Source organism: Curtobacterium sp. TXMA1, assembly GCF_020162095.1.
In the GTDB taxonomy this organism is placed as follows: Bacteria; Actinomycetota; Actinomycetes; order Actinomycetales; family Microbacteriaceae; genus Curtobacterium.
Genome location: NZ_CP083910.1, coordinates 1,708,714 through 1,733,164, shown reverse-complemented (window position 1 = coordinate 1,733,164; position 24,451 = coordinate 1,708,714). Strand labels below are relative to the sequence as shown.

The 24,451-nt window shown below is 73.3% G+C and carries 19 protein-coding genes, 1 tRNA gene and 1 pseudogene; 16 read left to right on the top strand and 5 right to left on the bottom strand.

What is annotated here, in order from left to right; translation table 11 throughout:
- Positions 1–29: 29 nt before the first annotated feature.
- On the top strand, positions 30–857 hold the full coding sequence (locus LCG91_RS08250) for a TrmH family RNA methyltransferase (protein ID WP_224441094.1): 828 nt from the start codon (positions 30–32) through the stop codon (positions 855–857).
- A 60-nt stretch (positions 858–917) separates the two neighbouring features.
- Here LCG91_RS08250 and LCG91_RS08245 read toward each other — a convergent pair whose 3' ends face one another.
- A complete protein-coding gene (locus LCG91_RS08245; RefSeq protein ID WP_224441093.1) occupies positions 918–2,492 on the bottom strand; it encodes an AtzH-like domain-containing protein in 1,575 nt (524 codons plus the stop codon).
- Complete coding sequence (locus LCG91_RS08240; RefSeq protein WP_224441092.1) at positions 2,489–3,559, bottom strand: acetamidase/formamidase family protein; 1,071 nt, start codon at positions 3,557–3,559, stop codon at positions 2,489–2,491. Before LCG91_RS08240 ends, LCG91_RS08245 begins: the two co-directional genes overlap by 4 nt.
- A gap of 299 nt (positions 3,560–3,858) precedes the next feature.
- Between LCG91_RS08240 and LCG91_RS08235 the strand changes: the two genes are divergently transcribed.
- Together LCG91_RS08235 and LCG91_RS08230 are read left to right on the top strand one after the other, a co-directional pair.
- Positions 3,859–5,169, top strand: coding sequence for a D-alanyl-D-alanine carboxypeptidase family protein (locus LCG91_RS08235; RefSeq protein ID WP_224441091.1), 1,311 nt, complete (start codon positions 3,859–3,861; stop codon positions 5,167–5,169).
- Between the two features lie 10 nt (positions 5,170–5,179).
- Positions 5,180–6,589, top strand: coding sequence for a serine hydrolase domain-containing protein (locus tag LCG91_RS08230; RefSeq protein WP_224443092.1), 1,410 nt, complete (start codon positions 5,180–5,182; stop codon positions 6,587–6,589).
- A gap of 71 nt (positions 6,590–6,660) precedes the next feature.
- Here LCG91_RS08230 and LCG91_RS08225 read toward each other — a convergent pair whose 3' ends face one another.
- Positions 6,661–7,452 (bottom strand): SGNH/GDSL hydrolase family protein, encoded by a 792-nt coding sequence (locus tag LCG91_RS08225; RefSeq protein WP_224443091.1) that lies wholly within the window; start codon positions 7,450–7,452, stop codon positions 6,661–6,663.
- A gap of 23 nt (positions 7,453–7,475) precedes the next feature.
- Here LCG91_RS08225 and LCG91_RS08220 point away from each other — a divergent pair, with 23 nt between their 5' ends.
- The 8 genes and pseudogenes from LCG91_RS08220 (at position 7,476) to LCG91_RS08185 (ending at position 17,145) form a co-directional block, all read left to right on the top strand.
- The gene (locus LCG91_RS08220; protein WP_224443090.1) at positions 7,476–8,633 is read left to right on the top strand and encodes an acyl-CoA dehydrogenase family protein; all 1,158 of its coding nucleotides are present in this window, start codon (positions 7,476–7,478) and stop codon (positions 8,631–8,633) included.
- Between the two features lie 133 nt (positions 8,634–8,766).
- Positions 8,767–10,017: a DNA polymerase IV gene (gene dinB, locus LCG91_RS08215; protein ID WP_224443089.1), complete on the top strand. Its 1,251-nt coding sequence runs from the start codon at positions 8,767–8,769 to the stop codon at positions 10,015–10,017.
- A gap of 164 nt (positions 10,018–10,181) precedes the next feature.
- Positions 10,182–11,980 (top strand): annotated as a pseudogene (locus LCG91_RS08210) (DEAD/DEAH box helicase).
- Entirely contained in the window at positions 11,977–12,186 is a 210-nt protein-coding gene (locus LCG91_RS08205) for a hypothetical protein (protein WP_058727828.1), read from the top strand. Before LCG91_RS08210 ends, LCG91_RS08205 begins: the two are co-directional and overlap by 4 nt.
- Positions 12,187–12,274: 88 nt before the next feature.
- A complete protein-coding gene (locus LCG91_RS08200; protein WP_224443088.1) occupies positions 12,275–13,603 on the top strand; it encodes an NAD(P)/FAD-dependent oxidoreductase in 1,329 nt (442 codons plus the stop codon).
- 275 nt (positions 13,604–13,878) lie between these two features.
- A complete protein-coding gene (locus tag LCG91_RS08195; protein ID WP_224443087.1) occupies positions 13,879–15,270 on the top strand; it encodes an HD domain-containing protein in 1,392 nt (463 codons plus the stop codon).
- Positions 15,271–15,412: 142 nt separating this feature from the next.
- On the top strand, positions 15,413–16,552 hold the full coding sequence (locus tag LCG91_RS08190; RefSeq protein WP_224443086.1) for a zinc-dependent alcohol dehydrogenase: 1,140 nt from the start codon (positions 15,413–15,415) through the stop codon (positions 16,550–16,552).
- An 11-nt stretch (positions 16,553–16,563) separates the two neighbouring features.
- Positions 16,564–17,145: a hypothetical protein gene (locus LCG91_RS08185; protein ID WP_224443085.1), complete on the top strand. Its 582-nt coding sequence runs from the start codon at positions 16,564–16,566 to the stop codon at positions 17,143–17,145.
- A 412-nt stretch (positions 17,146–17,557) separates the two neighbouring features.
- On the opposite strand, the gene LCG91_RS08180 is transcribed toward LCG91_RS08185, so the two are convergent.
- Positions 17,558–17,643, bottom strand: a tRNA-Leu gene (locus LCG91_RS08180).
- Between the two features lie 190 nt (positions 17,644–17,833).
- On the opposite strand from LCG91_RS08180, the gene LCG91_RS08175 reads away from it, so the two are divergent.
- From LCG91_RS08175 to mshC, 3 genes are all read left to right on the top strand, one after another.
- Complete coding sequence (locus LCG91_RS08175; RefSeq protein ID WP_224443084.1) at positions 17,834–19,150, top strand: M20/M25/M40 family metallo-hydrolase; 1,317 nt, start codon at positions 17,834–17,836, stop codon at positions 19,148–19,150.
- 61 nt (positions 19,151–19,211) lie between these two features.
- A complete protein-coding gene (locus tag LCG91_RS08170; protein WP_058727832.1) occupies positions 19,212–20,042 on the top strand; it encodes an undecaprenyl-diphosphate phosphatase in 831 nt (276 codons plus the stop codon).
- Positions 20,039–21,283, top strand: a complete 1,245-nt coding sequence (gene mshC / locus LCG91_RS08165) for a cysteine--1-D-myo-inosityl 2-amino-2-deoxy-alpha-D-glucopyranoside ligase (protein ID WP_224443083.1) — start codon at positions 20,039–20,041, stop codon at positions 21,281–21,283. Before LCG91_RS08170 ends, mshC begins: the two co-directional genes overlap by 4 nt.
- Positions 21,284–21,494: 211 nt before the next feature.
- On the opposite strand, the gene LCG91_RS08160 is transcribed toward mshC, so the two are convergent.
- Complete coding sequence (locus tag LCG91_RS08160) at positions 21,495–22,430, bottom strand: proteasome assembly chaperone family protein (protein WP_058727834.1); 936 nt, start codon at positions 22,428–22,430, stop codon at positions 21,495–21,497.
- A gap of 159 nt (positions 22,431–22,589) precedes the next feature.
- Between LCG91_RS08160 and LCG91_RS08155 the strand changes: the two genes are divergently transcribed.
- Both LCG91_RS08155 and LCG91_RS08150 read left to right on the top strand, forming a co-directional pair.
- Positions 22,590–23,300, top strand: coding sequence for an HAD family hydrolase (locus tag LCG91_RS08155; RefSeq protein ID WP_224443082.1), 711 nt, complete (start codon positions 22,590–22,592; stop codon positions 23,298–23,300).
- Positions 23,297–24,445 carry a tRNA (adenine-N1)-methyltransferase gene (locus tag LCG91_RS08150; RefSeq protein WP_224443081.1) on the top strand — a complete coding sequence of 383 codons (1,149 nt, stop codon included), beginning with the start codon at positions 23,297–23,299 and terminating at the stop codon, positions 24,443–24,445. The genes LCG91_RS08155 and LCG91_RS08150 overlap by 4 nt, the downstream gene beginning before the upstream one ends.
- Positions 24,446–24,451 lie beyond the last annotated feature (6 nt).

Here is a 24,451-nt window from a genome sequence, read left to right as displayed (position 1 = left end):
GCCCAGCCGCCTTCCCAGGAACGAGCCCCGTGCACCCCATCCGCATCGACTCCCTCGACGACCCCCGCCTCGACGACTTCGCCCGGCTGACCGACGTGGCGCTCCGCCGGGTCACCGAGCCGGAGGGCGGGCTCTACATCGCCGAGTCGAACACCGTGATCGAGCGCGCGGTCCGCGCCGGACACGTCCCGCGCAGCGTCATCGTCCAGGAGAAGTGGCTCGACAGCGTGCTGCCGCTCGTGGCGGAGCACGAGGGACCGGTGTTCGTCGGACCCGACGCACTGCTCGAGGACCTGACCGGATTCAAGATGCACCGCGGTGCCCTCGCCGCGATGCACCGCCCGCAGCTGCCGTCCGTCGCCGACGTCGTGCGGGACGCGAAGGTCGTCGTGGTGCTCGAGGACGTCGTCGACCACACGAACGTGGGCGCGGTGTTCCGGAGCGTCGCCGGACTCGGTGCGGACGCGGTGCTCGTCAGCCCACGGTGCGCGGACCCCCTCTACCGCCGCAGCGTCCGGGTGAGCATGGGCACGGTGCTCCAGGTGCCGTGGACCCGCATCGGCGAGTGGCCAGCGGCGGGCGAGGAACTCCGGGCCCAGGGCTTCCACCTGGCCGCGATGGCGCTCACCGACCGCTCGGTCGACCTCGATGCCTTCGTCGCGGACGTCCCCGAGCGGGTCGCGCTCGTGATGGGCACCGAGGGGCAGGGGCTCACCGACGCCGCCATCGCCTCGGCCGACACGACGGTCCGCATCCCGATGGCGCACGGCGTCGACTCGCTCAACGTCGCCGCGGCGAGCGCCGTGGGCCTCTGGGCGGTCACGCACGCGCAGCGCGCTGCGCGACCGACCGCCTGACCCCTCCGGCCCACGCGCGCGTGCTCGGAACGCTCAGGTCGCCCAGCGCGGGCAGTCCACTCAGACCGCGCCGGCCGGGAGGCTCGCCCCGACCCCGTCGCGCAGCCACCGCTCCGCCGTGGTCACCAGGGCACGGTCCGTACCGGTCCCGCCGGTCAGGCACACCCCGACGGGGGCGCCGTCGACGATGAGCGCCGGCACGCTCAGCGAGGGCACCCCACCCACGCTCGCGAGCGCCGTCATGGTGGTCGTGGCGGTCCGCACGCGCTCGAGCTCCGCTGCGCTCGCCGTGAGCGACGGCGCCGGACCGGGCGCGGTCGGCGTGACGAGCACCCGGTCGGCCAGGGCTGCGCGGATCGCCGCACGGACGACGGGGAAGCGCTCGCGGGCTGCCGTGACGAGGTCCGGCTCGTTCGCTGCGGCCGCGGCGAACCGCGCACCGACGACGTCCCCGAGGGCGCCGGGGTGGGCGGCGATCCACGTCCCGTGCGACGCCGTCGCCTCGGCGCCCTGCACGAGACGCAGGAGCTCACGCAGGTCGTCTAGGGGCGGCAGCCCGAGGTCGTCGAGGGTCACGACCGGCAGGTCGCCGGCGACCGCGTGGAAGGCGTCCTGCGTCGCGGGGTCCGCCGCGGCGAGGAGCTCGGCGAGCACGACCGGTGTGCCGGCGTCCGACGCATGGTGGGACGCCGCTGGCACCGAGGCGTCGAGGGCCCGGACCAGGGTGTCGGCGTCCCGCGTCAGCCAGCCGACGGTGTCGAACGACGGGGCGAGGGGCAGCAGCCCGGCGCGGTCCACGATGCCGTGCGTCGTCCGGAGACCCCAGAGCCCCTGGTACGAGGCGGGGATCCGCAGCGACCCCGCGGTGTCCGTGCCGAGTCCGACGTCCGCCGCGCCGGAACGGACGGCCGACGCGGATCCGCTGGACGAGCCTCCCGGCACACGCGACGGGTCGGCACCGTTCGGCGGGGTGCCGTGGTGCTCGTTCCGCCCGGTGAGCGCGTAGGCGAACTCGTCGGTGCGCGCGATCCCGCGGACCGACGCGCCCGCGTCGAGGAGCGCGGCGACGGCGGCGGCGGACGCGGCGGCGGGCTCGGACTCCCGCAGGTACGTCGGGTTGCCCGCACCGACGCGGTGCCCGGCGACGGCGTACAGGTCCTTGACCGCCACCGTGACGCCGTCGAGGGGTCCGCTGCCCGTGGGCGGGAGGAGCGGGTCGCCGACGACGCGCCACACCGTGGTGTCGAGGGGGCGCTGCCGGCCGGTGACGTGTGCCGCCTCGATGCGCCACGCGTCGGTGTCGCGCCGCCAGAGCTGGGTCTGCAGGCCCGAGCCGCCGTCGCGGAACGTGGAGACCGAGACCACGAGGGCGAGGTCCTCGGCGAGCACGCGGACCTCGACACGGCTCAGGTGCCGTGGGGCGATCCCGCCACGCGTCCCGCGGAACGCGCTGATCGCGTCGTGGCCGACGAGCAGCCCGCGGTCGTCCCCGCGCAGCGTGGACGGGGAGCGGACGAAGGCGTCGTCGAGCGCGGCCAGGTCGTCCTGCGCGAGCGCCCGCTCGTAGGCGTCGAGGGCGTCGAGGAGCCCGGGTGGTGCGGTCGGACCGCCGGCGCTGCGTGCCGCGGCGGTCACCGGACGTCCTCGAAGTCGGCCTTGCGGATGCGGGCGTGCGCTCCGGTGACGAGGTCGACCACCTGGGAGACGTCGAAGTCGGTCGCCGCGCTGAGGTAGGCGTACGCCAGGTGCGGCTCCATGCCGTACCGGGCGCCGAGGATCGCGATCGCGTGTCGGACGCAGGCGCGGACGGCCTCGTCGAGGTCGGGGTCGAGCCCGGTCGGCACCAGGTGCTCGTGCGTCTCGACGAGCGGCCAGACGAGCTCGCCGAACTGCTGCGCGGCCGCGGCAGCCGGCGTCACGTCGAAGCGCACGGTGGCGCGGAGCGAGGCCTCCATCGCGGTGAGCGCGACCTCGCCGTCGCCCTGCGCGAAGTGCGGGTCGCCGACGTACGCCAGCGCGCCGGGAACGAGCACGGGCAGGTGCAGCTGGGCGCCGACCTGCAGCAGGTTCACGTCGATGTTGCCGCCGTGACGGCCGGGCGGCACCGAGTGCAGCCGTTCACCGGGCGTGGCGACGCCCATGATCCCGAGGAAAGGCGCGAGCGGGAAGCGGGCGTAGCGGTCGCCGCCCTCGGTGATGGGGATGCGGCCGCGGGGGCCGTCGTCGCCGGGCACCACGTCGGCGAAGACGCTGACGGTCGTGCCGTCGACGGGGTACTCGCCGTGCAGCGCCCCGCGGCCGTGCCGGTTGGACACCACGCCGTAGGGCACGCGGGGGAGCGTCTCGAGGACGGTCATGGTGAGGACGTCGCCGGGCTCGGCACCCTCGACGGCGATCGGCCCCGTGACGACGTGCGGGCCGTCCTGCTCGGGGTGACGGCGACCCGTCCTGGCGATCGCGACGGCGTCGGCGAGGACGTGCTCGGGTGGGACGCCGTGGCGACCGAAGAAGGCGACCGGGTCGCTGCCCTGGTCCGGCAGGAGTCCCTCGTGGCTCACCGTGTCGACGGTCAGGTCGTCGCCTGGCGCGAGCGTGACGACGGGGCGGTCGTCGCCGTTCGGGAGTCGACCCCAGAGCACCTGGTCCGCCTCGGCGGGCAGGTACCGGGACGAGCGGACGGGACCGGTCCCCGGCTGGAGCACCGGCGTCGTGGCCGGGTTCGTCGTGCTCGTCGGGTTCGTCGTGCTCGTCGTCCCGGGTGCGCTCGTGCGGCCGACGGTGGGCGGTGCGGTGGTGCGGCCCCCGACGGGGCGCCCGGGGTGGATCCGTGGTGCATGTCCAGCACGCTAGGGGCAGCCCGACGTCGGACGGGGGCCGCAGCGCGATGTTTTACGTGTTCGTCACACGGCGAGATCGACCCCGACCCCTACCCACTGGCCGGCGTCGGCTGCCGGTCCGCTGTCGGCCGTCACCCCGGGACGGCCCGCTACCCTCGGTTCCCGTGCCCCGTCCCGCCCGCAGCCCCCGCTCCGCCGTCCGGAGGCCCGTGACGATCGGTGTCGTCGCGGTGCTCCTGCTCGCCGTCGGGTACCTCGTGGCCGTCGCGGTCGTGCCGTTCGCCCCGGCGAGCGCCACCACGACGACGTACTCCGCCCCGACCTCGACCCTGCCCGACCTGCGGTTCCCGGGCTACGGCGCGACCGCGGTGCAGGCCACCGGGTTCCCCGAGAGCCTCCGCACGAGCGGCGACACGGAGCCGCGTTCCATCGCGAGCATCACGAAGGTCGTGACGGCCCTGGTCGTGCTCGACGCGAAGCCCCTCGACCGCGGGGCGTCCGGGCCGACGATCCGTTTCGACGCACGGATGCAGGCGCTGTACGCCGAGTACCTCGCGCAGGACGGCGAGGTCGCACCGATGCCGGACGGCCTGCAGCTGTCCGAGTACCAGACCATGCAGGTCATGCTGATGAAGTCGGCGAACAACTACGCAGGTGCCCTGGCGCTCTGGGCCTTCGGCTCGATGGACGCGTACCAGCGCGCCGCCTCGACCTGGCTCGAGGCGCACGGCCTCGACCACACGACGATCCACGAGCCGACGGGCCTCGACCCGGCGAACCAGTCGACGGCGACCGACCTCGTCCGGCTGGGGCAGCTCGCGCTGGCGGACCCGGTCGTGAAGGAGATCGTCGGCACGCAGCAGGTGACGGTGCCCGGAGCCGGGCAGATCGAGAACTCGAACAAGCTCCTCGGCCTCGACGGGATCGAGGGCATCAAGACCGGCACGCTCGACCAGGCGGGCGCCTGTCTGCTCTTCGCCGCCACCTACCAGCGCGGCGGACGCCAGGTCACCGTCGTCGGGGTGATGCTCGGCGGCAAGGACCACCCGTCGCTCGACGTCGACGTCCGCGCCCTGCTCCGCTCGGTCGCCGACAACTTCCAGGTGGTGACGCTGACGCACGCCGGTCAGACCTTCGGCACGTACTCGACGCCGTGGCACGACGACGCCGACGCCGTTGCCGCCCGAGCCGCCGAGGTCCTGGTGTGGGGCGACACCACGGTCACCGCACGCACCCGGCTCGACAGCGTGACCCTCGGCGAACGCGGCGAGCGCGTCGGCACGGTGCGGTTCACGGTCGAGGACCACGACCCGGTGACCGTGCCGCTCGAACTCGAGCGCTCCATCGAGGACCCGGGTCTCTGGTGGCGCTGGACGAACCCCTTCCGTGGCGTCGAGACGACCGCAGCAGCCGGACCGACCCCAGCTGCGCCGACCGCTGCAACGTCCGCCGAGCGCTGGGGGCTCGCCGCGTAGGCTCTGCTGCGTGACGACGACGTTCCCGCGCAGCACCCCGTCCGCACTCGGCATCGACGCTGGCGGGGTCGCCGCGTTCCTGGACGCCCTCGAGTCGACCCCCGACGTCGAACCGCACAGCATCGTGCTGCTGCGGCACGGCCGTGTCGTGGCCCAGGGCTGGTGGGCGCCGTACGCCGCCGACCGCGTGCACCTGCTGTACTCCCTCAGCAAGAGCTTCACCGCCGCCGCCGTCGGCATCGCCGTCCGCGAGGGACTCGTCGACCTCGACGCCACGGCCCTGTCGTGGTTCCCGGAGCTCGACGCGGACGTCACCGACGAGCGCAGCCGGCGGATCCGGGTCCGGCACCTGCTCGCGATGGCTTCGGGACACCGCGAGGAGACCCTGCAGCGGGCCGAGGCCACCGACCCCGAGGACCTGGTCCGCGGGTTCCTCCTCACGCCGCCGGACGAGGAGCCCGGCACGGTGTTCGCGTACAACCAGCCGTGCACGTACACGCTCGCCGCGATCGTCCGTCGGGCCAGCGGCGGGTCGCTCGTCGACTACCTGCGCCCGCGCCTGCTCGACCCGCTCGGCATCGACGACCTCGCCTGGAAGCGCGACGACACCGGCGCCGAGCTCGGCTTCAGCGGCGCGTACGCACCCACGGCCGCCGTCGCCGCACTCGGCCAGCTGTACCTGCAGCGCGGTGTGTGGGACGGGCAGCGCATCCTCGACGAGGACTGGGTCGACGCCGCGACGAGCACGCAGGTCGAGAACCCCGACGAGGAGAACCTGGACTGGCGCCAGGGCTACGGCTTCCAGTTCTGGATGGCCCGGCACGGCTTCCGCGGGGACGGCGCCTACGGCCAGTTCTGCGTCGTCCTGCCCGAGCAGGACGTCGTGCTCGCCCTGACCGGGCAGTCGCTCGACATGCAGGCCGTGCTCGACGCCGCCTGGCAGCACCTGCTTCCGGCGATCGCGCCGCACGACCGCGACGCACCGCACGCGGCTCCCGCGGACGGCTCGGACGCGGACGTCGGCCTGGAGGCGCGACTCGCCTCCCTCGGGCTGCCCCCGGTACAGGGCGGTCACCTCACCGGAGCCGCGGCCGGCTCGTACGAGTCGGACGGCGTCCTCGAGGGGCTCCGGTTGGAGCCCGACACCGACACCGGTGGTGCCACGTGGCGGCTCACGGTCGACGTCGACGGCGGGCTGCTGTCGTTCCCGGTGGGGCAGGGGGAGTGGGCGGTCGATGGTCCGCTCGCCGCGAGCGCCGCGATCGGTGCCGACGGTGTCGTGGACGTGCTCGTCCGCTTCGTCGAGACCCCGCACGCCGCTCGGCTCCGGCTCGACCCCGGTACCGGCACGGCATCGGGGGAGTGGGTCACCCAGCCGCTGCACGACGGGCCGCTCACGCTGCGCCGGCCGACCACCTGACCGGGCGCCACGCACGGACACCGCGCCCCGCACACCGGAGCGCGACGTCCGTTTCGGGGGTGCGACCGGCGTCAGGGCGTGTCGGAGGTCCCGGCGACGGGCTGCAGGTCGGGACGCTTGGCGCTGATGCCGTCGCCGGACGAGGTGTGCTTGAGACGTCGCACGACCCAGGGGACGAGGTACTCACGCGCCCACCCGAGGTCCTCGACGCGGGCCTCGCGCCACGGCCGCGGCTCGAGCGGCTCCGGCGTCACCGCGTCGAGTCCGTGGTCGACCCCGAGGGCGTCGAGGACGGCTGCGGCGACCGTCGCGTGCCCGGTCGGCGAGTGGTGCAGCCGGTCCGGCGCCCACATCCGGGGGTCGCGGAGGACCCGGAGCGCCCACATGTCCGCGACCAGTGCGCCGTGCTTCAGGGCGATCGCGTGCAGGTTCTCGTTGTAGATCGCCGTCTTGCCGCGGACCATGCCGAGCACCGGGGTCATGCCGACGTCCGGGCCGGTGAAGAGCACGACGGTCGCCCCGCCGCTCCGCAGGCGCTCGACCATGCCGTCGAACCGTTCGGCGAGTTCGTCGGGGTCCGAGCCCGGGCGGATGATGTCGTTGCCGCCGGCGGAGACCGTCACGAGGTCGGGGGCGAGCGCGAGGGCGGGTCCGACCTGCTCCTCGACGATCTGCCCGAGCAGGCGCCCGCGGATCGCCAGGTTGGCGTACGAGAAGTCGTCGGTGCGGGCCGCGAGGACCTCGGCGACCCGGTCGGCCCAGCCGCGGTGTCCGCCGGGCACGGTGGGGTCGGGGTCACCGATCCCCTCGGTGAACGAGTCACCGATCGCGACGTACCTGGACCACGCATGACGAGCTGACACGCCTCCGACCGTAGTCTCGTCGCATGACGTTGGTCGACGACCCCGGGTGGACGCTGCCGGAGGACCTGCTGGAGCGGATCGCCGCCCGCGCACCGCGCTACGACGCCGAGAACGCGTTCTGCGCCGAGGACCTCGAGGACCTGCGCACGGCGGGCTGGCTCCGGATCGGCGTGCCGGTCGAGCAGGGCGGCGCGGGGCTCGGCCTCGCCGCGACGAGCACCCTGCAGCGACGGCTCGCTCAGGCCGCACCGGCGACCGCGCTGGGGCTCGGGATGCACCAGGTGTGGGTGCAGGCGGCGCGCGCGGTCACCGCGCGGGGTGGGTCGTTCCTCCAGACCGTCACCGACCACGCTGCGGACGACCACCTGCTCGCGTTCGGGGTGAGCGAACCCGGCAACGACGCGGTGCTGTTCGACTCGTCGACGACGGCCGAGCCGGACGGCGACGGCGGCTACCGGTTCACCGGCACGAAGGTGTCCACCTCGCTCGCACCCGCGTGGGACGTGCTCAGCGTGTTCGGCAAGGACACCAGCGGACCGGAGCCGCGGCTCGTGCACGGCTTCGTGCTGCGCTCCGACGGCGACGTCGAGCACCTCGACGACTGGGACACGCTCGGGATGCGCGCGACCCAGAGCCGCACGACCCTGCTGCACGGCGTGCACGTGCCGGCGTCGCGGATCGTCCGGGTGCTGCCCGTCGGGCCGACGCAGGACCCGCTCGTCTTCGGGGTGTTCGCGGCGTTCGAGCTGCTCGTGGCGTCGGTCTACGTCGGGATCGCCGAGCGGGCGCTCGAGCTGGCCGTCGCGGCGGTGTCCGGACGGCACGGGCGCGACGGGGTCGCGCGGTCGCAGGACCCGGACGTGCGGCGTGCGGTCGCGGACCTCCGCGGAACCGTGGACGCGGTGACGCTGCAGGTGTCGTCGCTCGCCCGCTCCGTGGACGAGGCCGACGACCTCGGCGCCCGCTGGTTCCCGCTGCTCGTCGGCACGAAGGCGCGGACGGTCGACACGGCGCAGCACGTCGTGGACGAGGCGCTCCGGCTCGCCGGCGGATCGGCCTTCCGGGCGTCGTCCGAACTCGCCCGGCTGGCCCGGGACGTCCGCGCCGGGCAGTACCACCCGTCGACGCGGGACTCGGCGGCGCGCACGATCGCGGCGGCGGAGCTCGGGCCGCTCGCGTAGGGGCGGCGCGGCCGACGCCGGCTCGGCGGCCGGTGTGCGACGTCCCTCGCGTCGATCGGGCCGTTGACCGTCGCACGGTGCGCGCGCAGCGCCGCCGGCGTCCGGTGTCGGTGGCACGTGGCATCATCGCCGGGTGAGCAAGCAGGACGGACGCAACCGCCTCGTCTCCGCGCAGCCGGTCGACGACGTGACGGCGACGGTCCTGCACGTCGACATGGACGCCTTCTTCGCCTCCGTCGAGCTGCTCGACCGTCCGGACCTGCGCGGGCTCCCCGTCATCGTCGGGCACGACTCGGACCGCTCCGTGGTCACCGCCGCGACGTACGAGGCCCGTCGGTACGGCGTGAACTCCGCGATGCCGATGGCCGTGGCGAAGCGACGCTGCCCGAACGCGGTCATCGTCGAACCGCACTTCGAGAAGTACGCGGCGAAGTCCGCGGCGGTCATGCGGGTCTTCAGTCAGTTCACGCCGAAGGTCGAGAAGCTCGGTATCGACGAGGCGTTCCTCGACGTCGCCGGAGCGCTGCGCCTCTACGGCACCCCGTGGGAGATCGGCACCGCGATCCGCGCGGCCGTGCTCCGCGAGACCGGACTGCACTGCTCCGTCGGGGCGGCCTCGACGAAGTTCGTCGCGAAGCTCGCGTCGAGCCGCTCGAAGCCGGACGGGCTGCTCGTGGTGCCGGCGGAGCACACCGTGGCGTTCCTGCACCCCCAGCCGGTGTCCGCCCTCTGGGGCGTCGGCGGGACGACGCAGGAGAAGCTCGAGCGACGGGGCATCCGAACCGTCGGCGACCTGGCGCACACCCCGCTGCCCTCGCTCGTCGCCGCCCTCGGCCCCGCCGGCGGACAGCGCCTGCACGACCTGTCGTGGGGGCGCGACCCGCGCGTCGTCGACACGGGCGTCAGCGAGAAGTCGATCGGGCACGAGGTCACGTTCGGCCGCGACCTGACCGAGCGCGATGACGTGGCGCGCGAGCTGCTGCGCCTGGCCGACAAGGTCGCCGTCCGCCTGCGCCGTGCCGACGTCCAGGCGCGCACGGTGGCGCTCAAGGTCCGGTACACCGACTTCAGCACCCTGAACCGCTCCCGCACGCTCGCCGAGCCGACCGACGTCGCCAAGCGGCTGCACCACGAGGCGGTCGAGCTCTACGACGTCCTGCACCGCCCGGGCAACCGGATCCGGCTGATCGGCGTCCGGGGCGAGAACCTCGTGCCGGCGGCGGCGAGCAACGCCCTGTGGGACGACGACGCGCCGTGGCGTGAGACGGAGACGACCGTCGACGCCGTCGCCGCACGGTTCGGTGCCGGCGTGCTGCGACCCGCCTCGCTCGTGCGCGGCGCGCCCGAGCAGCGCCCGCCGCACGCCCGGCAGGACCCGGCCTGACGGTAGGATCGTCTGAAGTGAGCGCAGCGGAACACGACGACCAGCAGCAGCCCGCGACGCTGTGGGGCGACACCCCGGACGGCGTCGACCAGGCGACGCGGGAGCAGCCCGCGGCCGGTGGCGAACCGGCCGCGACGACCGCTGCCCGACCCCACGACGAAGCCGTGGTCCAGGCGGAGAACGCCGGCAACGCGGCCGCCGAGCACCTGTCGCCGGCGTTCCCGGAGCGTGCGGCGTGGGGCACCGCGTCGAAGCTCCGTGCCTGGCAGGTCGAGGCGCTCACGAAGTACTTCGAGACCGAGCCGCGCGACTTCCTCGCGGCCGCGACCCCCGGCGCCGGCAAGACGACCTTCGCGCTCCGTCTGGCCACCGAGCTCCTCGCCCGGGGCACCGTCGACCGCATCGTCGTCGTGGCGCCGACCGAGCACCTCAAGCGGCAGTGGGCGGACTCCGCCGACCGCGTGGGCATCCGGATCGACCCGATGTTCAAGAACGGCGACGGCATGTTCGGGCGCCACTACCAGGGCGTGGCGATCACCTACGCCCAGGTCGGCATGAACCCCGAGGTGCACCAGCGGATCACCGCGGGTGGCAAGACGCTCGTGATCCTCGACGAGGTGCACCACGGCGGTGACGCCCTGACGTGGGGCGACGGCATCCGCGAGGCCTTCACGAAGGCCACGCGGCGTCTGTCGCTCTCCGGGACCCCGTTCCGGTCGGACACCGCGCCGATCCCGTTCGTGCAGTACGCCCCCGACGAGCAGGGCATCCGGACCTCGATCTCGGACTACAACTACGGTTACGGCCGCGCGCTGAAGGACGGCGTCGTCCGACCCGTGCTGTTCATGGCGTACGCCGGGCAGATGCGCTGGAAGACGCGCATGGGCGACGAGATGTCCGCGTCCCTCGGCGAGCAGGTGACGAAGGACATCACGGCGCAGGCCTGGCGGACCGCGCTCTCACCCGAGGGCGAGTGGATGCCCGCCGTGCTCTCGGCAGCCGACAAGCGGCTGACCGAGGTCCGTCGCGGTGTGCCGGACGCCGGTGGCCTGGTGATCGCCACCGACACCACGACCGCCCGCGCGTACGCGCGGATCCTGCAGCAGATCACCGGCGAGCGACCCACCGTGGTCCTCTCCGACGAGGCAGCCGCGTCGAGCCGGATCCAGGCGTACTCCGAGGACACCTCCCGGTGGATGGTGGCCGTCCGCATGGTGTCCGAGGGCGTCGACGTGCCCCGGCTCTGCGTCGGCGTCTACGCCACGAGCGCGAGCACCCCGCTGTTCTTCGCCCAGGTGATCGGCCGCTTCGTCCGGGCCCGTCGCCGGGGGAGACCGCGAGCGTGTTCCTGCCGAGCGTGCCCGGTCTGATGGCGCTGGCGGCATCGCTCGAGCTCGAGCGCGACCACGCCCTCGACCGGCCGAAGGACAGCGACGACGGGATGTACAACCCCGAGGACGCCATGGTCGCCGAGGCGAACAAGGAGGACCGGGCATCGGAGAGCCTGCTCGAGGTGCAGCCGTTCGAGGCGCTCGACTCGCAGGCGTCGTTCGACCGGGTGCTCTACGACGGCGGCGAGTTCGGCACCGGGGGCGAGGTCGGCTCGCTCGAGGAGCTCGACTTCATCGGCATCCCGGGCCTCCTCGAACCCGACCAGGTGCGCGACCTGCTGCGGGCCCGCCAGGCGTCCCAGGCGAAGCGGTCGAAGGGCCGCGCCGCGAAGGACGGCCTGCCGAAGCCGAAGCAGGACGAAGCACGCCCGATGTACCAGACGCTCAAGGAGCAGCGGACCGAGCTCGCACGACTCGTGTCGATCTGGTCGCGGCACGCGAACGAACCGCACGGCGCGATCCACGCCGAACTGCGCCGGATCAGCGGTGGGCCCGCGGTGGCGCAGGCGAGCATCGAGCAGATCCAGAAGCGCATCGACGTGCTGCGCTCCCGCATCGGCAACCGACGGTGATCGAGCCCGTCGACGACCGGACGTGGCTCGTCAAGCGCACGCCGGAGTCGTCGCCCGAGGCGATCATCGACCGCTTCGGCGGCGGGTACCGCCTGCGTCGGTTCTCGCTCACCGAGTCCCGCCGCACCCAGCACGGTGTCTACACGGGCCCCGAGCTGGCCGAGACCGCCTGGTGGCGCCTGCAGGACCGTCCACGCGGACGGTGACGACCCGCGTGGCCGATCCGGTTGCGGGGCGCGGACCGGGCGGCGCGGCTTGGTGACGTCCGAGGGCATCTTCCGGTAGACCGGGTGCATGGCAGACTCCATCCCTCACGTCCTCGTCCTCGGCGGCGGCTCCGCCGGCTACACCACGGTCAAGCAGCTCCAGAAGCACGCCGCGACCGTGCCGATGCGGATCACGCTGGTGGACCAGAACACGTACTACACGTACCTGCCGTTCCTGCCGGAGGTCGCGGGCGGGCACATCGCCCCGAAGGACGTGACCTTCGAGCTCCGTCGCGCACTGAAGAAGACCCGCGTCATCCAGGGCAAGGTCACCGGCATCTCCTCGAAGGACAAGACGGTCTCGATCGCCACCGCCGGCGGTGACGACCGCACGCTCGGCTACGACCAGCTCGTCGTCGCGCTCGGCTCGGTCACGCGCACGTTCCCGACCCCCGGGCTCGAGGAGTACGGCGTCGGCTTCAAGACCGTGGAGGAGGCTGCCTACGTCCGCGCCAAGCTCCTCGACAACATCGCGAAGGCCGCCGCCACGCGCGACGAGGACGAGCGTCGTCGCCTGCTCACGAGCATCTTCGTCGGCGGTGGCTACACCGGTGTCGAGGCGATTGGCGAGCTCTTCGACGTCTCGCAGGCCGCCATCAAGACCTACCCGTCGCTCGCCGGCGAGCAGCCGCGCTGGGTGCTCATCGACGCGCTCGACCGCGTCGCGCCGGAGGTCGGTCCGGAGCTGTCGAAGTGGACCCTCGAGTCGCTCCGCGCCCGCGGCATCGACGTCCGCCTGAAGACCACCATGCCGAGCGCCGAGGGCGGCGTCATCAAGCTCTCGGACGGCGACGAGTTCGCCGCCGGTCTGCTCGTCTGGACGGCCGGCGTCAAGCCGAACCCGCTCCTCGACGCGTCCGACCTGCCGCGCGGCCCGAAGGGCCACCTCGCCGCGAACGCGAAGCTCCAGGTCGAGGCCGAGGACACCCACGAGGTCGTCCCGGGCGTCTGGGGCCTCGGTGACGTCGCGCAGGTCCCCGACCTGACCGCCGAGAAGCAGCCCGCCTACTACCCGCCGAACGCGCAGAACGCCGTCCGCCAGGCCGTCGTCGCCGCCGACAACGTGGTCGCGACGATCACCGGCAAGCCGCTCGAGGAGTACCGCCACCCGTCGATCGGCACCGTCGCCTCGTACGGCGTCGGCAAGGGTGCGGCGAACATCAAGGGCGTCAAGATGACGAACCTGCTCGCCTGGCTCGCGCACCGCTCGTACCACGTGTACGCGATGCCGACCCTGAACCGGAAGGTCCGGATCGTCATCGGCTGGATCACCGGTGCGGTGTCCGGTCGCGACGCGACCTCGCTGATCAAGGAGACCGACCCGCGACGCAACTTCGTCGAGGCCTCCAAGAGCTGACGCCACCAGACGACGGACGGGAGGCGCGGTGCCGGACGGCACCGCGCCTCCCGTCCGTTGTGTGTCACGTCTGCTGTCGCGTCCGGGGCCGAGGTGCGGCAGACTGGCTCCCTCGGTGCCGTGCACGGAGGTCCACGACGAGGAGCCCGGCCGTGCCCACCACCCCCTGTCCCCGTTGTGCGTCGACCCGTGGCGCGGGTCTGCACCGTTGCCCCGGTCCCGCTGACGCTGTCCGGTGGCTCCGTCTCCCGCCGGCCGCTGAGGCGCTGCTCGCGGTGCTGTCGACCGTCGGACGACCGCTCGTCGTCGGCGGTACCGTCCGTGATGCGCTGCTCCGTGAGGTCGACCGGCCGGTCCCGGACGTCGGGCCACCGGACGTCGACGTCGAGCTGCACGACGCCGCGGACGCCGAGGCGGTCGTCGCGGTCCTGCGCGCGACCGGGGCCGTCGTGGTCACCGCCGGTGCCGCGTTCCCGGTGTGCAAGGTCGTCCTCGACGACACGCACCTCGACGTCGCGGTGGTGCCCGGCACGGTCGCGGACGACGACGCCCTCGACGCTGCCGTCGCCTCCTCGGCGCACCGGCGGGACCTCACCGTGAACGCCGTCGCGTGGGACGTCGTCCGGAACGAGCTGCTCGACGCCGTCGGCGGCATCGACGACGCCCGCGCCGGACTCCTGCGGCACGCGTCCCGACACTTCGGTGACGACCCGCTCCGGGTCCTCCGACTGGTCCGGTTCGTCGCCCGGTACGGCTGCGCCGTGCACCCGGAGACCATCGCACTGGCCCGCGCCCTCGGTGACCGGTGGGACGCCATCGCACGCGAGCGGCTCTGGCCCGAGGTGCGTCGGCTCACCGAGGGCGACCAGCAGTCCGCCGCCCTCGCCGTCCTGCACGCCACCGGCTGGGAGCGGCACCTGCCGGAGCTCGCCGCGGTCCGAGACGTGCCGCAGGACCCGACGTGGCACCCGGAGGGCCCCGTGCACGTGCACGCGGGGCTCGCGGCCGATGCCGCGGCGCGGGCCTGCCGTGCGGCCGGCGTGGCCGGGGAGCGGCGCGTGGTCGTCGTGCTCGCATCCCTGCTGCACGACCTCGGGAAGGCCGGGTCGGGCACGCAGCGGGTCGTGAGCGAGGACGGCTCGGTGCGGATCCGGAGCCTCGGGCACGAGGTCTCCGGCGCAGCCGCCGCCACCGCACTGCTCCGTCGACTCGGCGCACCGCGGGCCGTCGTGCAGGAGGTGGCCGTGCTGGTCCGCGAGCACATGGTGGCGCACTCGACGACGGGCGCGCCGCCGTCGGTGCCGGCTGCCCGGCGACTCCTGCGACGCCTCGGGGGATCACTCGAGACCGCGGAGGCGTGGGCACGCGTCTGCGAGGCCGACGCGCAGGGCCGCGGATCGGCCGCGAGCCGCAGTCCGGCGTGGGCGTGGCTGGCGGTGATGGCGGGTGACCAGGTCGCGGGGCGCCGCGCGCGACTCGTCACCGGCCGGGACCTGGTGGACGCGGGACTCGAGCCCGGCCCGAGCTTCCGGGCGCTCCTGGCCGAGGCCGCCGACGCGCAGGACGACGGCGTGTTCGACGACGTGTCCGCGGCGCGGCGCTGGCTGGCGGCCCGCCTGGCGGAGCGGGCCGCGGACCCCGACCGACGCGACGGCCGGCGCTGGTAGCACGACGGACCCGAGCCGTGCCTCCCGGTCGTCCGTCTGCGCGGTCTCGACGACCGCGGGCGTTCTGCACAGATCACGCGGTCCTGGGTCGGCACGCACGGCACCGCGGTGACCGTGGGTGCCACGAGCGAGAGGAGCGCCCATGCGCGCCATGACCTTCCGCGGACCGTACCGGGTCCGCGTCGAGGAGAAGCCGGATCCCCGGATCGAGCACCCGAACGACGCCGTCGTCCGGGTCGAACGGGCCGCCATCTGCGGGTCCGACCTGCACCTGTACCACGGGATGATGCCGGACACCCGGGTCGGGCACACGTTCGGCCACGAGTTCATCGGCGTCGTGGAGGAGGTCGGCTCGTCCGTCGCGAGCCTGGCGGTGGGGGACCGCGTGATGGTGCCCTTCAACGTGTACTGCGGGTCCTGCTGGTTCTGCTCGAGGGGACTGTTCTCGAACTGCCACAACGTCAATCCGAACGCCACGGCCGTCGGCGGGATCTACGGGTACTCGCACACCACGGGCGGCTACGACGGCGGGCAGGCCGAACGCGTCCGGGTGCCGTTCGCCGACGTCGGACCGTCGGTGATCCCGGAGTGGCTCGACGACGAGGACGCCCTCCTGATGACCGACGCCCTGAGCACCGGCTACTTCGGGGCGCAGCTCGCCTCGATCCGCGAGGGCGACACCGTCGTGGTGCTCGGTGCCGGTCCGGTCGGGCTGTACGCGGCCCGGTCAGCGTGGTTCATGGGCGCCGGACGGGTCATCGTCGTCGACCAGCTGGAGTACCGGCTCGAGAAGGCGCGGACGTTCGCCCACGCCGAGACGATCAACTTCGCCGAGGTCGACGACGTCGTGCTCGAGCTGAAGAAACAGACCGACTTCCTGGGCGCGGACAGCGTGATCGACGCCGTCGGTGCCGAGGCGGACGGCAACTTCACGCAGCAGGTGACGACGTCGAAGCTCAAGCTGCAGGGCGGGTCGCCGACCGCGTTGAACTGGGCGATCGACGGTGTGCGCAAGGGCGGGACGATCTCGGCCGTCGGCGCGTACGGACCGATCCCGAGTGCGGTGAAGTTCGGAGACGCCATGAACAAGGGCCTGACGATCCACACGAACCAGGCGCCGGTGAAGCGTCAGTGGCCGCGGCTGCTCGAGCACATCCAGGCCGGGCACTTCCGCCCGAGCGACATAATCACGCACCGGGTCCCGCTCGAGCACATCGACGAGGCCTACCACCTGTTCTCGTCGAAGCTCGACGACTGCGTCAAGACGGTGATCGTGCCGTGAAGGAGACACCCGTGACCGACCACACGCCCTACATCGCCGATCCGCCCCGCCGGGTGCCGGCGTCGGCCGAGCTCCGCGAGCGCATCCCCGGGTGGGGGAGCGACCTCGACCTCGCCGACCGTCCCTCGGTACCGAAGCTGTCCCGCGAGGTCGGGCTCGCCTCGGGCGCCCACTGGGACGTCCCCGAGCAGCAGCCCGGCGCCCAGGGCCGTGAGCGCTCGATCGAGCACGCCCACGTCACCCCGGTGTTCGGGACGGCGCAGCCGCTGTCCGGGCTCGCCGGGGTCGTGAAGCGGTACGCCTACCGACGCTTCAGCGAGGGCCGTCTGGCGCACTGGTTGCTCCTCGTGCTGGGCGACCGGATCGACGTGGCGACGCACCGGGTGACGGACGCGTTGCGTGGCCGTCCGGACCGGGTCGTGCACGAGACCGGGTGGCGCGCCGAGCTCGGCAACCGGCCGGTCGCGTCACGCCTGACGTCGTCGCGACGGGACTGGCGGCACCAGCTGCTCGACCCCGTCATCGCGAACTGGGGGTGGCTCGCAGCCATCGGCGGCGTGGTGCTGCTCGTGCGTCGCCTACGGCGGCGCTGACGCGCCGGCTGCGTGCGGACGAGGCACGGGGACCCCGGTAGGACCACCCGCCGGACGGGAGGCGCGGGGCGGCCCCGCCCCGCGCCTCCCGTCCGGTGCGCAGTGCGTGGTGCGGGTGCGTTCGTGCCGCGGGTCGGTCGTACCGGTTCTGCGACGCGACAGCTGTCGTTCGACAGCGGCAACGTCGCACGATGCGCACGCTCCGAGTGGGGCGCGTTGAATGCGACAAGACGGCTGTCGTTCGACGACGACGATGTCGCACCAAGCGCACGGTCGCCGGCCGGCCCTGAGCGCAGCGAAGTGGCCGCACGGAGGCGGCGTCGCCCTGAGCGCAGCGATGGCGATGCTCGCCGGGAGAGCACGAACAAGGAATGCCCCCGGGCCGAAAGACCAGGGGGCACCGCATTTCTTGTGTCCGAGGGGGGACTTGAACCCCCACGCCCTAATACGGGCACTAGCACCTCAAGCTAGCGCGTCTACCAATTCCGCCACCCGGACAGGGTGATGATTCACTTGTGTGGCTGTCGTTCCGGGCTGTTTCCCCGGCGTTCCTGCCGAGAGAAGACACTAGCACGGCTCTGAACGCACGATGAACACGGGCGCGCATCCCGGGCGAGTCCCGCGGGACGACGAGGGAGCAGGGGATGTGAGCCCGGCGGTGACGGGGGCTGCCGGTAGCGTTGGCGGCATGAGCGACGACCTGCCGACCGAGCCGGACCTCGAGGCCACCGCCGCCATCGCGCGGGACCTCATCCGCATCGACACGACGAACTGGGGCGAGGGGAAGTCGGTCGGGGAGACCGAGGCCGCGCACTACGTCGAGGCACAGCTGCGCGACCTGGGTCTCGAGCCGCAGCTCTTCGAGTCGGAGCCGGGCCGGGTGAGCGTGGTCGCGCGTGTGGCGGGACGGAACGGCGACAAGCCGGCGCTGGTCGTGCACGGGCACCTCGACGTCGTGCCGGCGGATCCGGAGAACTGGACCGTGGACCCGTTCGGCGGTGAGGTGCGCGACGGCATGCTCTGGGGCCGCGGCGCCGTGGACATGAAGAACATGGACGCGATGATGCTGACCGCCCTGCGCGACGTCGTCGAACGGCAGGGTGCCCCGGAGCGTGACCTCGTCATCGCGTTCTTCGCGGACGAGGAGGCCGGCGGAGTGCTCGGCGCGCACCACGTCGTCGACACGCACCCGGAGGTCTTCGCCGGGGCGACCGAGGCGATCAGCGAGGTCGGCGGCTACTCGGTGACCCTGGGCGGGCAGCGGGCCTACCTGCTGCAGACGGGTGAGAAGGCGCTGATGTGGATCAAGCTCGTCGCCCGAGGGACGGCGGCGCACGGGTCGCACGTGATGCGGGACAACGCCGTGACGAAGGTGGCCGCCGCGGTCGCGCGCATCGGCGCCGAGGAGTGGCCGGTCCGTCTCTCGGACACGACCGAGGCGATGGTCCGCGAGATCGCACGGCTGCTCGGCGTGGACCCGATCACGACCGGGCCGGACGAGGTCGCCCTCGCGACGGGGTCCGCCTCGCGCTTCATCCACGCGGCACTGCACACGACGACGAACCCGACGGTCCTCCGCGCCGGGTACAAGCACAACGTGATCCCGGACTCCGCCGAGGCCCTCGTCGACCTCCGGTGCCTGCCCGGTGACGAGGAGGCCGTGCTCGCGCGCGTCCGGGAGCTCGCGGGCGACGACGTCGAGGTCGTCATGACGCACCGCGACGTGGGGCTCGAGCAGGACTTCGGCGGGCCGCTCGTCGACGCCGTGCGGGAGACCCTCGAGCGGCACGACCCGGGCGCCCCCGTGCTGCCGTACCTGCTGTCCGGCGGCACGGACAACAAGGCGATGTCGCGGCTCGGGATCGCGGGGTACGGGTTCGTCCCGCTCCGCCTGCCGGAGGACGTCGACTTCCCGGCGATGTTCCACGGGGTGGACGAGCGCGTGCCCCTCGACGCCCTGGCCTTCGGGCGGCGCGTCCTCGGCGACCTGCTCGCCACGTACTGATACCTTGCCGGGTCGCCCCACGGCGGCGACCCGTGACGACCGGCACGAAAGGCCCCGCTCGATGCACATCCTCGAGGCGATCTTCCTCGGCTTCGTGCAGGGACTCACCGAGTTCCTGCCCGTGTCCTCCAGCGCGCACCTGCGCATCGTCGGACTCTTCCTGCCCGACGCGAAGGACCCGGGTGCCGCGTTCACCGCCGTGACGCAGCTGGGCACCGAGACGGCCGTCCTGATCTACTTCTGGAAGGACATCACGCGGATCGTCGGGCGGTGGTTCCGCTCGGTCCTCCGGCGCGACGTGCCGAAGGGCGACCCGGACGTGCGGCTCGGGTGGCTGGTGATCCTCGGGACGATCCCGATCGGCGTCGCGGGGCTCCTGCTCAAGGACTCGATCGAGACCACCTTTCGGTCGCTGTGGATCGTCGCGATCGTGCTCATCGTGTTCGGTGTGGTGCTCGGTGTGCTCGACGTCGTCGGGCGGAAGGTCCGACCGATCGAGCAGATGACCTTCCGGAGCGGCCTGCTCATCGGCGTCGCGCAGATGCTCGCGCTCGTGCCGGGCGTCTCGCGGTCCGGTGCCACCGTGTCGATGGGCCTCGCACTCGGCTACACCCGTCCGGCCGCGGCGCGCTTCGCGTTCCTGCTCGCCGTGCCCGCGGTGTTCCTGTCCGGCTTCTACGAGGCTGCGACCAGCCTCGGCGATCACGGCGCCCCTTTCGGCTTGGTCGACACGCTCGTCGCGACGGTGGTCGCCTTCGTGGTCGGCTTCGTGGTGATCGCCGGGTTCATGAACTACATCGCCAAGCGCAGCTTCATGCCCTTCGTGGTCTACCGGATCGCACTCGGTATCGTGCTCATCGTGTTGCTGTCGCTCGGAGTGATCCAGCCGTGAGGGCCTGGCAGGTCCCGTCCGTCCCGTCCGTCCCCGGGAACGCGCCCCGTCCCGTGGTGCACGACACCGCGGCGGGGAAGCCCGTCGACCCGACGCAGGGCGCCGAGGGCGCGACGCTCTACGTCTGCGGCATCACGCCGTACGACGCCACGCACCTCGGCCACGCGGCGACCTACCTGGCCTTCGACACGCTCGGCCGCGCCTGGCGCGACGCGGGGCTCGAGGTGGAGTACGCGCAGAACACCACCGACGTCGACGACCCGCTGCTCGAACGCGCGACGCGTGACGGCGTCGACTGGCGCGAGCTCGCCGCGTCGCAGATCGACCTGTTCCGCCGGGACATGGAGGCGCTCCGCGTCCTGCCGCCGGACGACTTCGTGGCGGTCACGGACGAGGTCGAGCGCATCGCCGAGGCCGTCGCGTACCTGCAGGAGACCGGGTACGCCTACGACGTGCCGACCGACGACTCGGAGGGCGACGACGTCTACTTCGACGTGAACCGCCCCACCGAGGCGTGGGCGCTCGGCGACGAGAGCCGCCTCGACCGCGAGACCATGGCCGCGCTCTCGGCCGAGCGTGGCGGCGATCCCGACCGCCCCGGCAAGCGTGATCCGCTCGACCCGCTGCTGTGGCGCGCCGCGCGCCAGGGTGAGCCGAGCTGGGACACCGCCGTCGGTCCCGGGCGTCCGGGCTGGCACATCGAGTGCAGCGTCATCGCGGGGGACCGCCTCGGCCTGCCGATCAGCGTGCAGGGCGGCGGGAGCGACCTGGTGTTCCCGCACCACGAGATGAGTGCCGGGCACGCCGCGGCCCTCGCGCACCAGCCGCTCGCCAACGCCTTCGTGCACACGGGCATGATCGCCTACCAGGGGTCGAAGATCTCGAAGTCGCTCGGCAACCTCGTCACCGTGCGGGGGCTGCTCGACGACGGCGCCGATCCGCGCGCGATCCGACTCGCGCTGCTGTCGCACCGGTACTCGGACGACTGGGAGTGGTTCGACGGCGAGCTGACGAGCGCGACCACCCGTCTGGCGACCTGGGACGCGTGGGCGTCCGGTGACGCGCCCGGTCACGAGGACGACGCCGCAGACGCGATCGCGCGCATCCGGGCCCGCGTCGCCGACGACCTCGACACCCCGGGCGCGGTCGCTGCCGTCGACACCGCGATCGCGGCGGGCACGCGCGCGACGCCGGAGCTCGTCGACCTCGTCGACGCCCTGCTCGGCATCCGCCTCGCCTGAGGCGCGGCGGCGCGGCAGGGCGTCCGCCCGTCGCTCCGATCGCACGACGTGCCGCCCGCGGCCGTCCTGGTCGCACGACGTGCCGCTCACTTCGAAGGTGAGCGGCACGTCGTGCGACCAAGGCGAACGGGCGGGTACCGACCGACGCACCGACGGACTGGAGGCGCGGTGCCAGCTGGCACCGCGCCTCCCGTCTGTCCCGTGGTCGCGGCTACTGCTGCGGCGGCTGCGGGGGCCGCCACGGGCCCTCGCCACCGGCGGTGCCGCCGTCCTTGCCGTCCTTGCGCTCGCGACGGCGCAGGTACTGCTCGAACTCCTGCGCGATCGCGTCGCCCGACGCCTCGGGGGAGTCGACCGTGTCGCGTGCCTGCTCGAGCTGGCCGATGTAGCTCGCCATGTCCTCGTCGTCGGCGGCGAGGGCGTCGATGCCCTCCTCCCACTCGGTGGCCTCGTCGAGCAGGCTGCCGCGCGGGACGGTGACGTCCGCGAGCTCCTCGATCTTGTCGAGCAGCGACAGGGTGGCCTTGGGCGACGGCGAGTTGTGCACGTAGTGCGGGACCGAGGCCCAGAGCGAGAGCGTGGTGAGCCCTGCGGTGTCCATCGCGTCGGACAGCACCCCGAGGATGCCCGTCGGGCCCTCGTACGACGAGCGGTCGACGTCGAACGCGGCTCGGACACCGGCGTTCTCGCTCGACACGAACACCGAGATGGGGCGGGTGTGCGGGACGTCGGCGAGCATCGCCCCGACGAACACGACCGCGTCGATCGAGTACACGTCGGCGAGGTCGATGACCTCGGCGCAGAAGCCGCGCCACGTCCGCGAGGGCTCCGGGCCGACCAGGACGAACACGTCGCGCTCGGTCTCGGAGCCCGCCGCGCCGACCACCGGGCGACCCTCGGCACCGGGGCCGTGCAGCACGATGCGGGGCCAGCGGATGCCGCGCGAGCCGTCCTCGGCCGTCCCGACCTCCGGCCGGTTGAACTGGTAGTCGACGTACCGCTCGCCGTCGATCTCGCGCAGCTCGTCGAGCTCCAGCGCGTCGACGATGCGGCGCGCGAGGCCGCTCGCAGCCTCGCCGGCGTCGTTCCAGCCCTCGAACGCGACGACGAGCAGACGGCCGTCGCTGAAGGGGGAGTGCTGTGGCACGGAGGGGCCTCCTGGTGGTGGAGCGGGGCGCACGCGGTGCTCGCGCGCGGCCGGACACGGTCGATCACCCAGGATAGGCCGGAGCCGGCCGTCGGCACCGCTCCGTCCGCCCCGAGCGGAACCGTGGGGCCGGTCGGCGCCCCGGTAGACTCGTCGCCCGTGACCGCCCAGCACCCCGAACGCGTCCTCCCCGCAGCCGTGCTGTGGGACATGGACGGCACGATCATCGACACCGAGCCGATCTGGCAGCAGTCCCAGGTCGAGCTGACCGACCGGTACGGCGCCGAGTGGACCCACGAGGACGGTCTGTCCCTGGTCGGCAGCGGCCTCGAGCGGTCCGGCGAGATCCTCCGCGACCGGGGCGTCGACATGGAGGTCGAGGAGATCGTCCTGTGGATGACCGACTACGTGACGCAGCGTCTGCAGGGCGGTGAGCTGCCCTGGCGCCCGGGTGCCCGCGAACTCGTCGAGGAGCTGCACGACCGCGGCATCCCGACCGCGCTGGTGACGATGTCCCGTCGCACGATGGCACTCGTCACCGCGGACGCCGTCGGTGCCCGCGGCTTCCGCGTGGTCGTGGCCGGGGACGACGTCGACCGTCCGAAGCCGTACCCGGACGCCTACCTGGCCGCCGCGGCGCAGCTCGGTGTCGACCCGACCGCGTGCGTCGCGATCGAGGACTCGGCCACCGGGGTCGCCTCCGCCGTCGCGTCCGGCGCGGTGACCGTGGCGGTCGAGCACATCGTGCCGCTGTCCGAGATCGCCGGTGGCGACGTGCACCTGACGACGCTGGCCGACGTGGACGTCGACCGCCTCGTCGAACTGACCAGCCCGGCCCTCGCGGCCCGTACCGAGACGGCGACCCGATGACCGACCAGACCCAGCAGCCCCAGCACGACCAGCAGGCCTCCGGGGACGACGTCGTCGCCCTGCCGCACACCGCCGGTGGCGCGCCGCACACCCCGCCCCGTGGACCGTTCCGCGCCGGCGACCGCGTGCAGCTCACCGGTCCGAAGGGCAAGCTCACGACGCTCTCGCTCGAGACCGCCGGCGAGTACCACACCCACCGCGGCGTGCTCCGGCACGACGACGTGATCGGGCAGCCCGACGGCTCGGTGATCCGGGCGAGCACCGGCGACGAGTACCTGGCGCTGCGTCCGCTGCTCAACGACTACGTCATGTCGATGCCCCGCGGCGCGGCCATCGTCTACCCGAAGGACGCCGCCCAGATCGTCGCGTTCGCGGACGTCTTCCCGGGTGCCCGGGTTGTCGAGGCCGGTGTCGGCTCCGGCGCGCTCTCGCTCTTCCTGCTCCGGGCGATCGGGCCGACCGGTCGCCTGCAGTCGTTCGAGCGCCGTGAGGAGTTCGCCGCGATCGCCCGCGGCAACGTCGGCACGTTCCTCGGCGCCGTCCCGGACAACTGGTCGGTGGCCGTCGGCGACCTCGTCGAGGAGCTCCCCGGTGCCACCGAGCCGCAGAGCGTCGACCGGGTGGTCCTCGACATGCTGGCCCCGTGGGAGTGCGTCGACGCGGCGGCGGACGCCCTCGTGCCCGGCGGGCTCATCGTCTGCTACGTCGCGACCGTCACCCAGCTGTCCCGCACGGCCGAGGCGCTGCGCGACACCGGGCGCTTCACCGACCCGCAGTCGAGCGAGACCCTCGTCCGCACCTGGCACGTCGAGGGACTCGCCGTCCGCCCCGACCACCGCATGGTCGGCCACACCGGGTTCCTCGTGACCGCGCGTCGTCTGGCCGACGGGGTCGTGCTCCCGAACCTGAAGCGTCGCGCAGGCAAGGTCGAGTTCTCCGACGAGGACGTCGAAGCCTGGACCCCCGGGGCCGTCGGCGAGCGGTCCGCCAGCGACAAGAAGCTGCGCAAGGTCGCCCGGCAGGCGGCGGCCCAGGCGCGCAGGGTCGCCGCGGCCGAGGCCGGGACGGACCCGCAGGCCGCCGCGCACGACGGTGGCACGGTCGCTCCGGTCGCCGCGCACGATGCCGCCGACGGTGCCCGCTAGGCTACG

Coding starts and splice junctions, on each gene's coding strand:
- LCG91_RS08150 (WP_224443081.1), top strand. CDS start 23,297: ATGACCGACCAGACCCAGCAGCCCCAGCACGACCAGCAGGCCTCCGGG.
- LCG91_RS08170 (WP_058727832.1), top strand. CDS start 19,212: ATGCACATCCTCGAGGCGATCTTCCTCGGCTTCGTGCAGGGACTCACC.
- LCG91_RS08190 (WP_224443086.1), top strand. CDS start 15,413: ATGCGCGCCATGACCTTCCGCGGACCGTACCGGGTCCGCGTCGAGGAG.
- LCG91_RS08200 (WP_224443088.1), top strand. CDS start 12,275: ATGGCAGACTCCATCCCTCACGTCCTCGTCCTCGGCGGCGGCTCCGCC.
- LCG91_RS08220 (WP_224443090.1), top strand. CDS start 7,476: ATGACGTTGGTCGACGACCCCGGGTGGACGCTGCCGGAGGACCTGCTG.
- LCG91_RS08175 (WP_224443084.1), top strand. CDS start 17,834: ATGAGCGACGACCTGCCGACCGAGCCGGACCTCGAGGCCACCGCCGCC.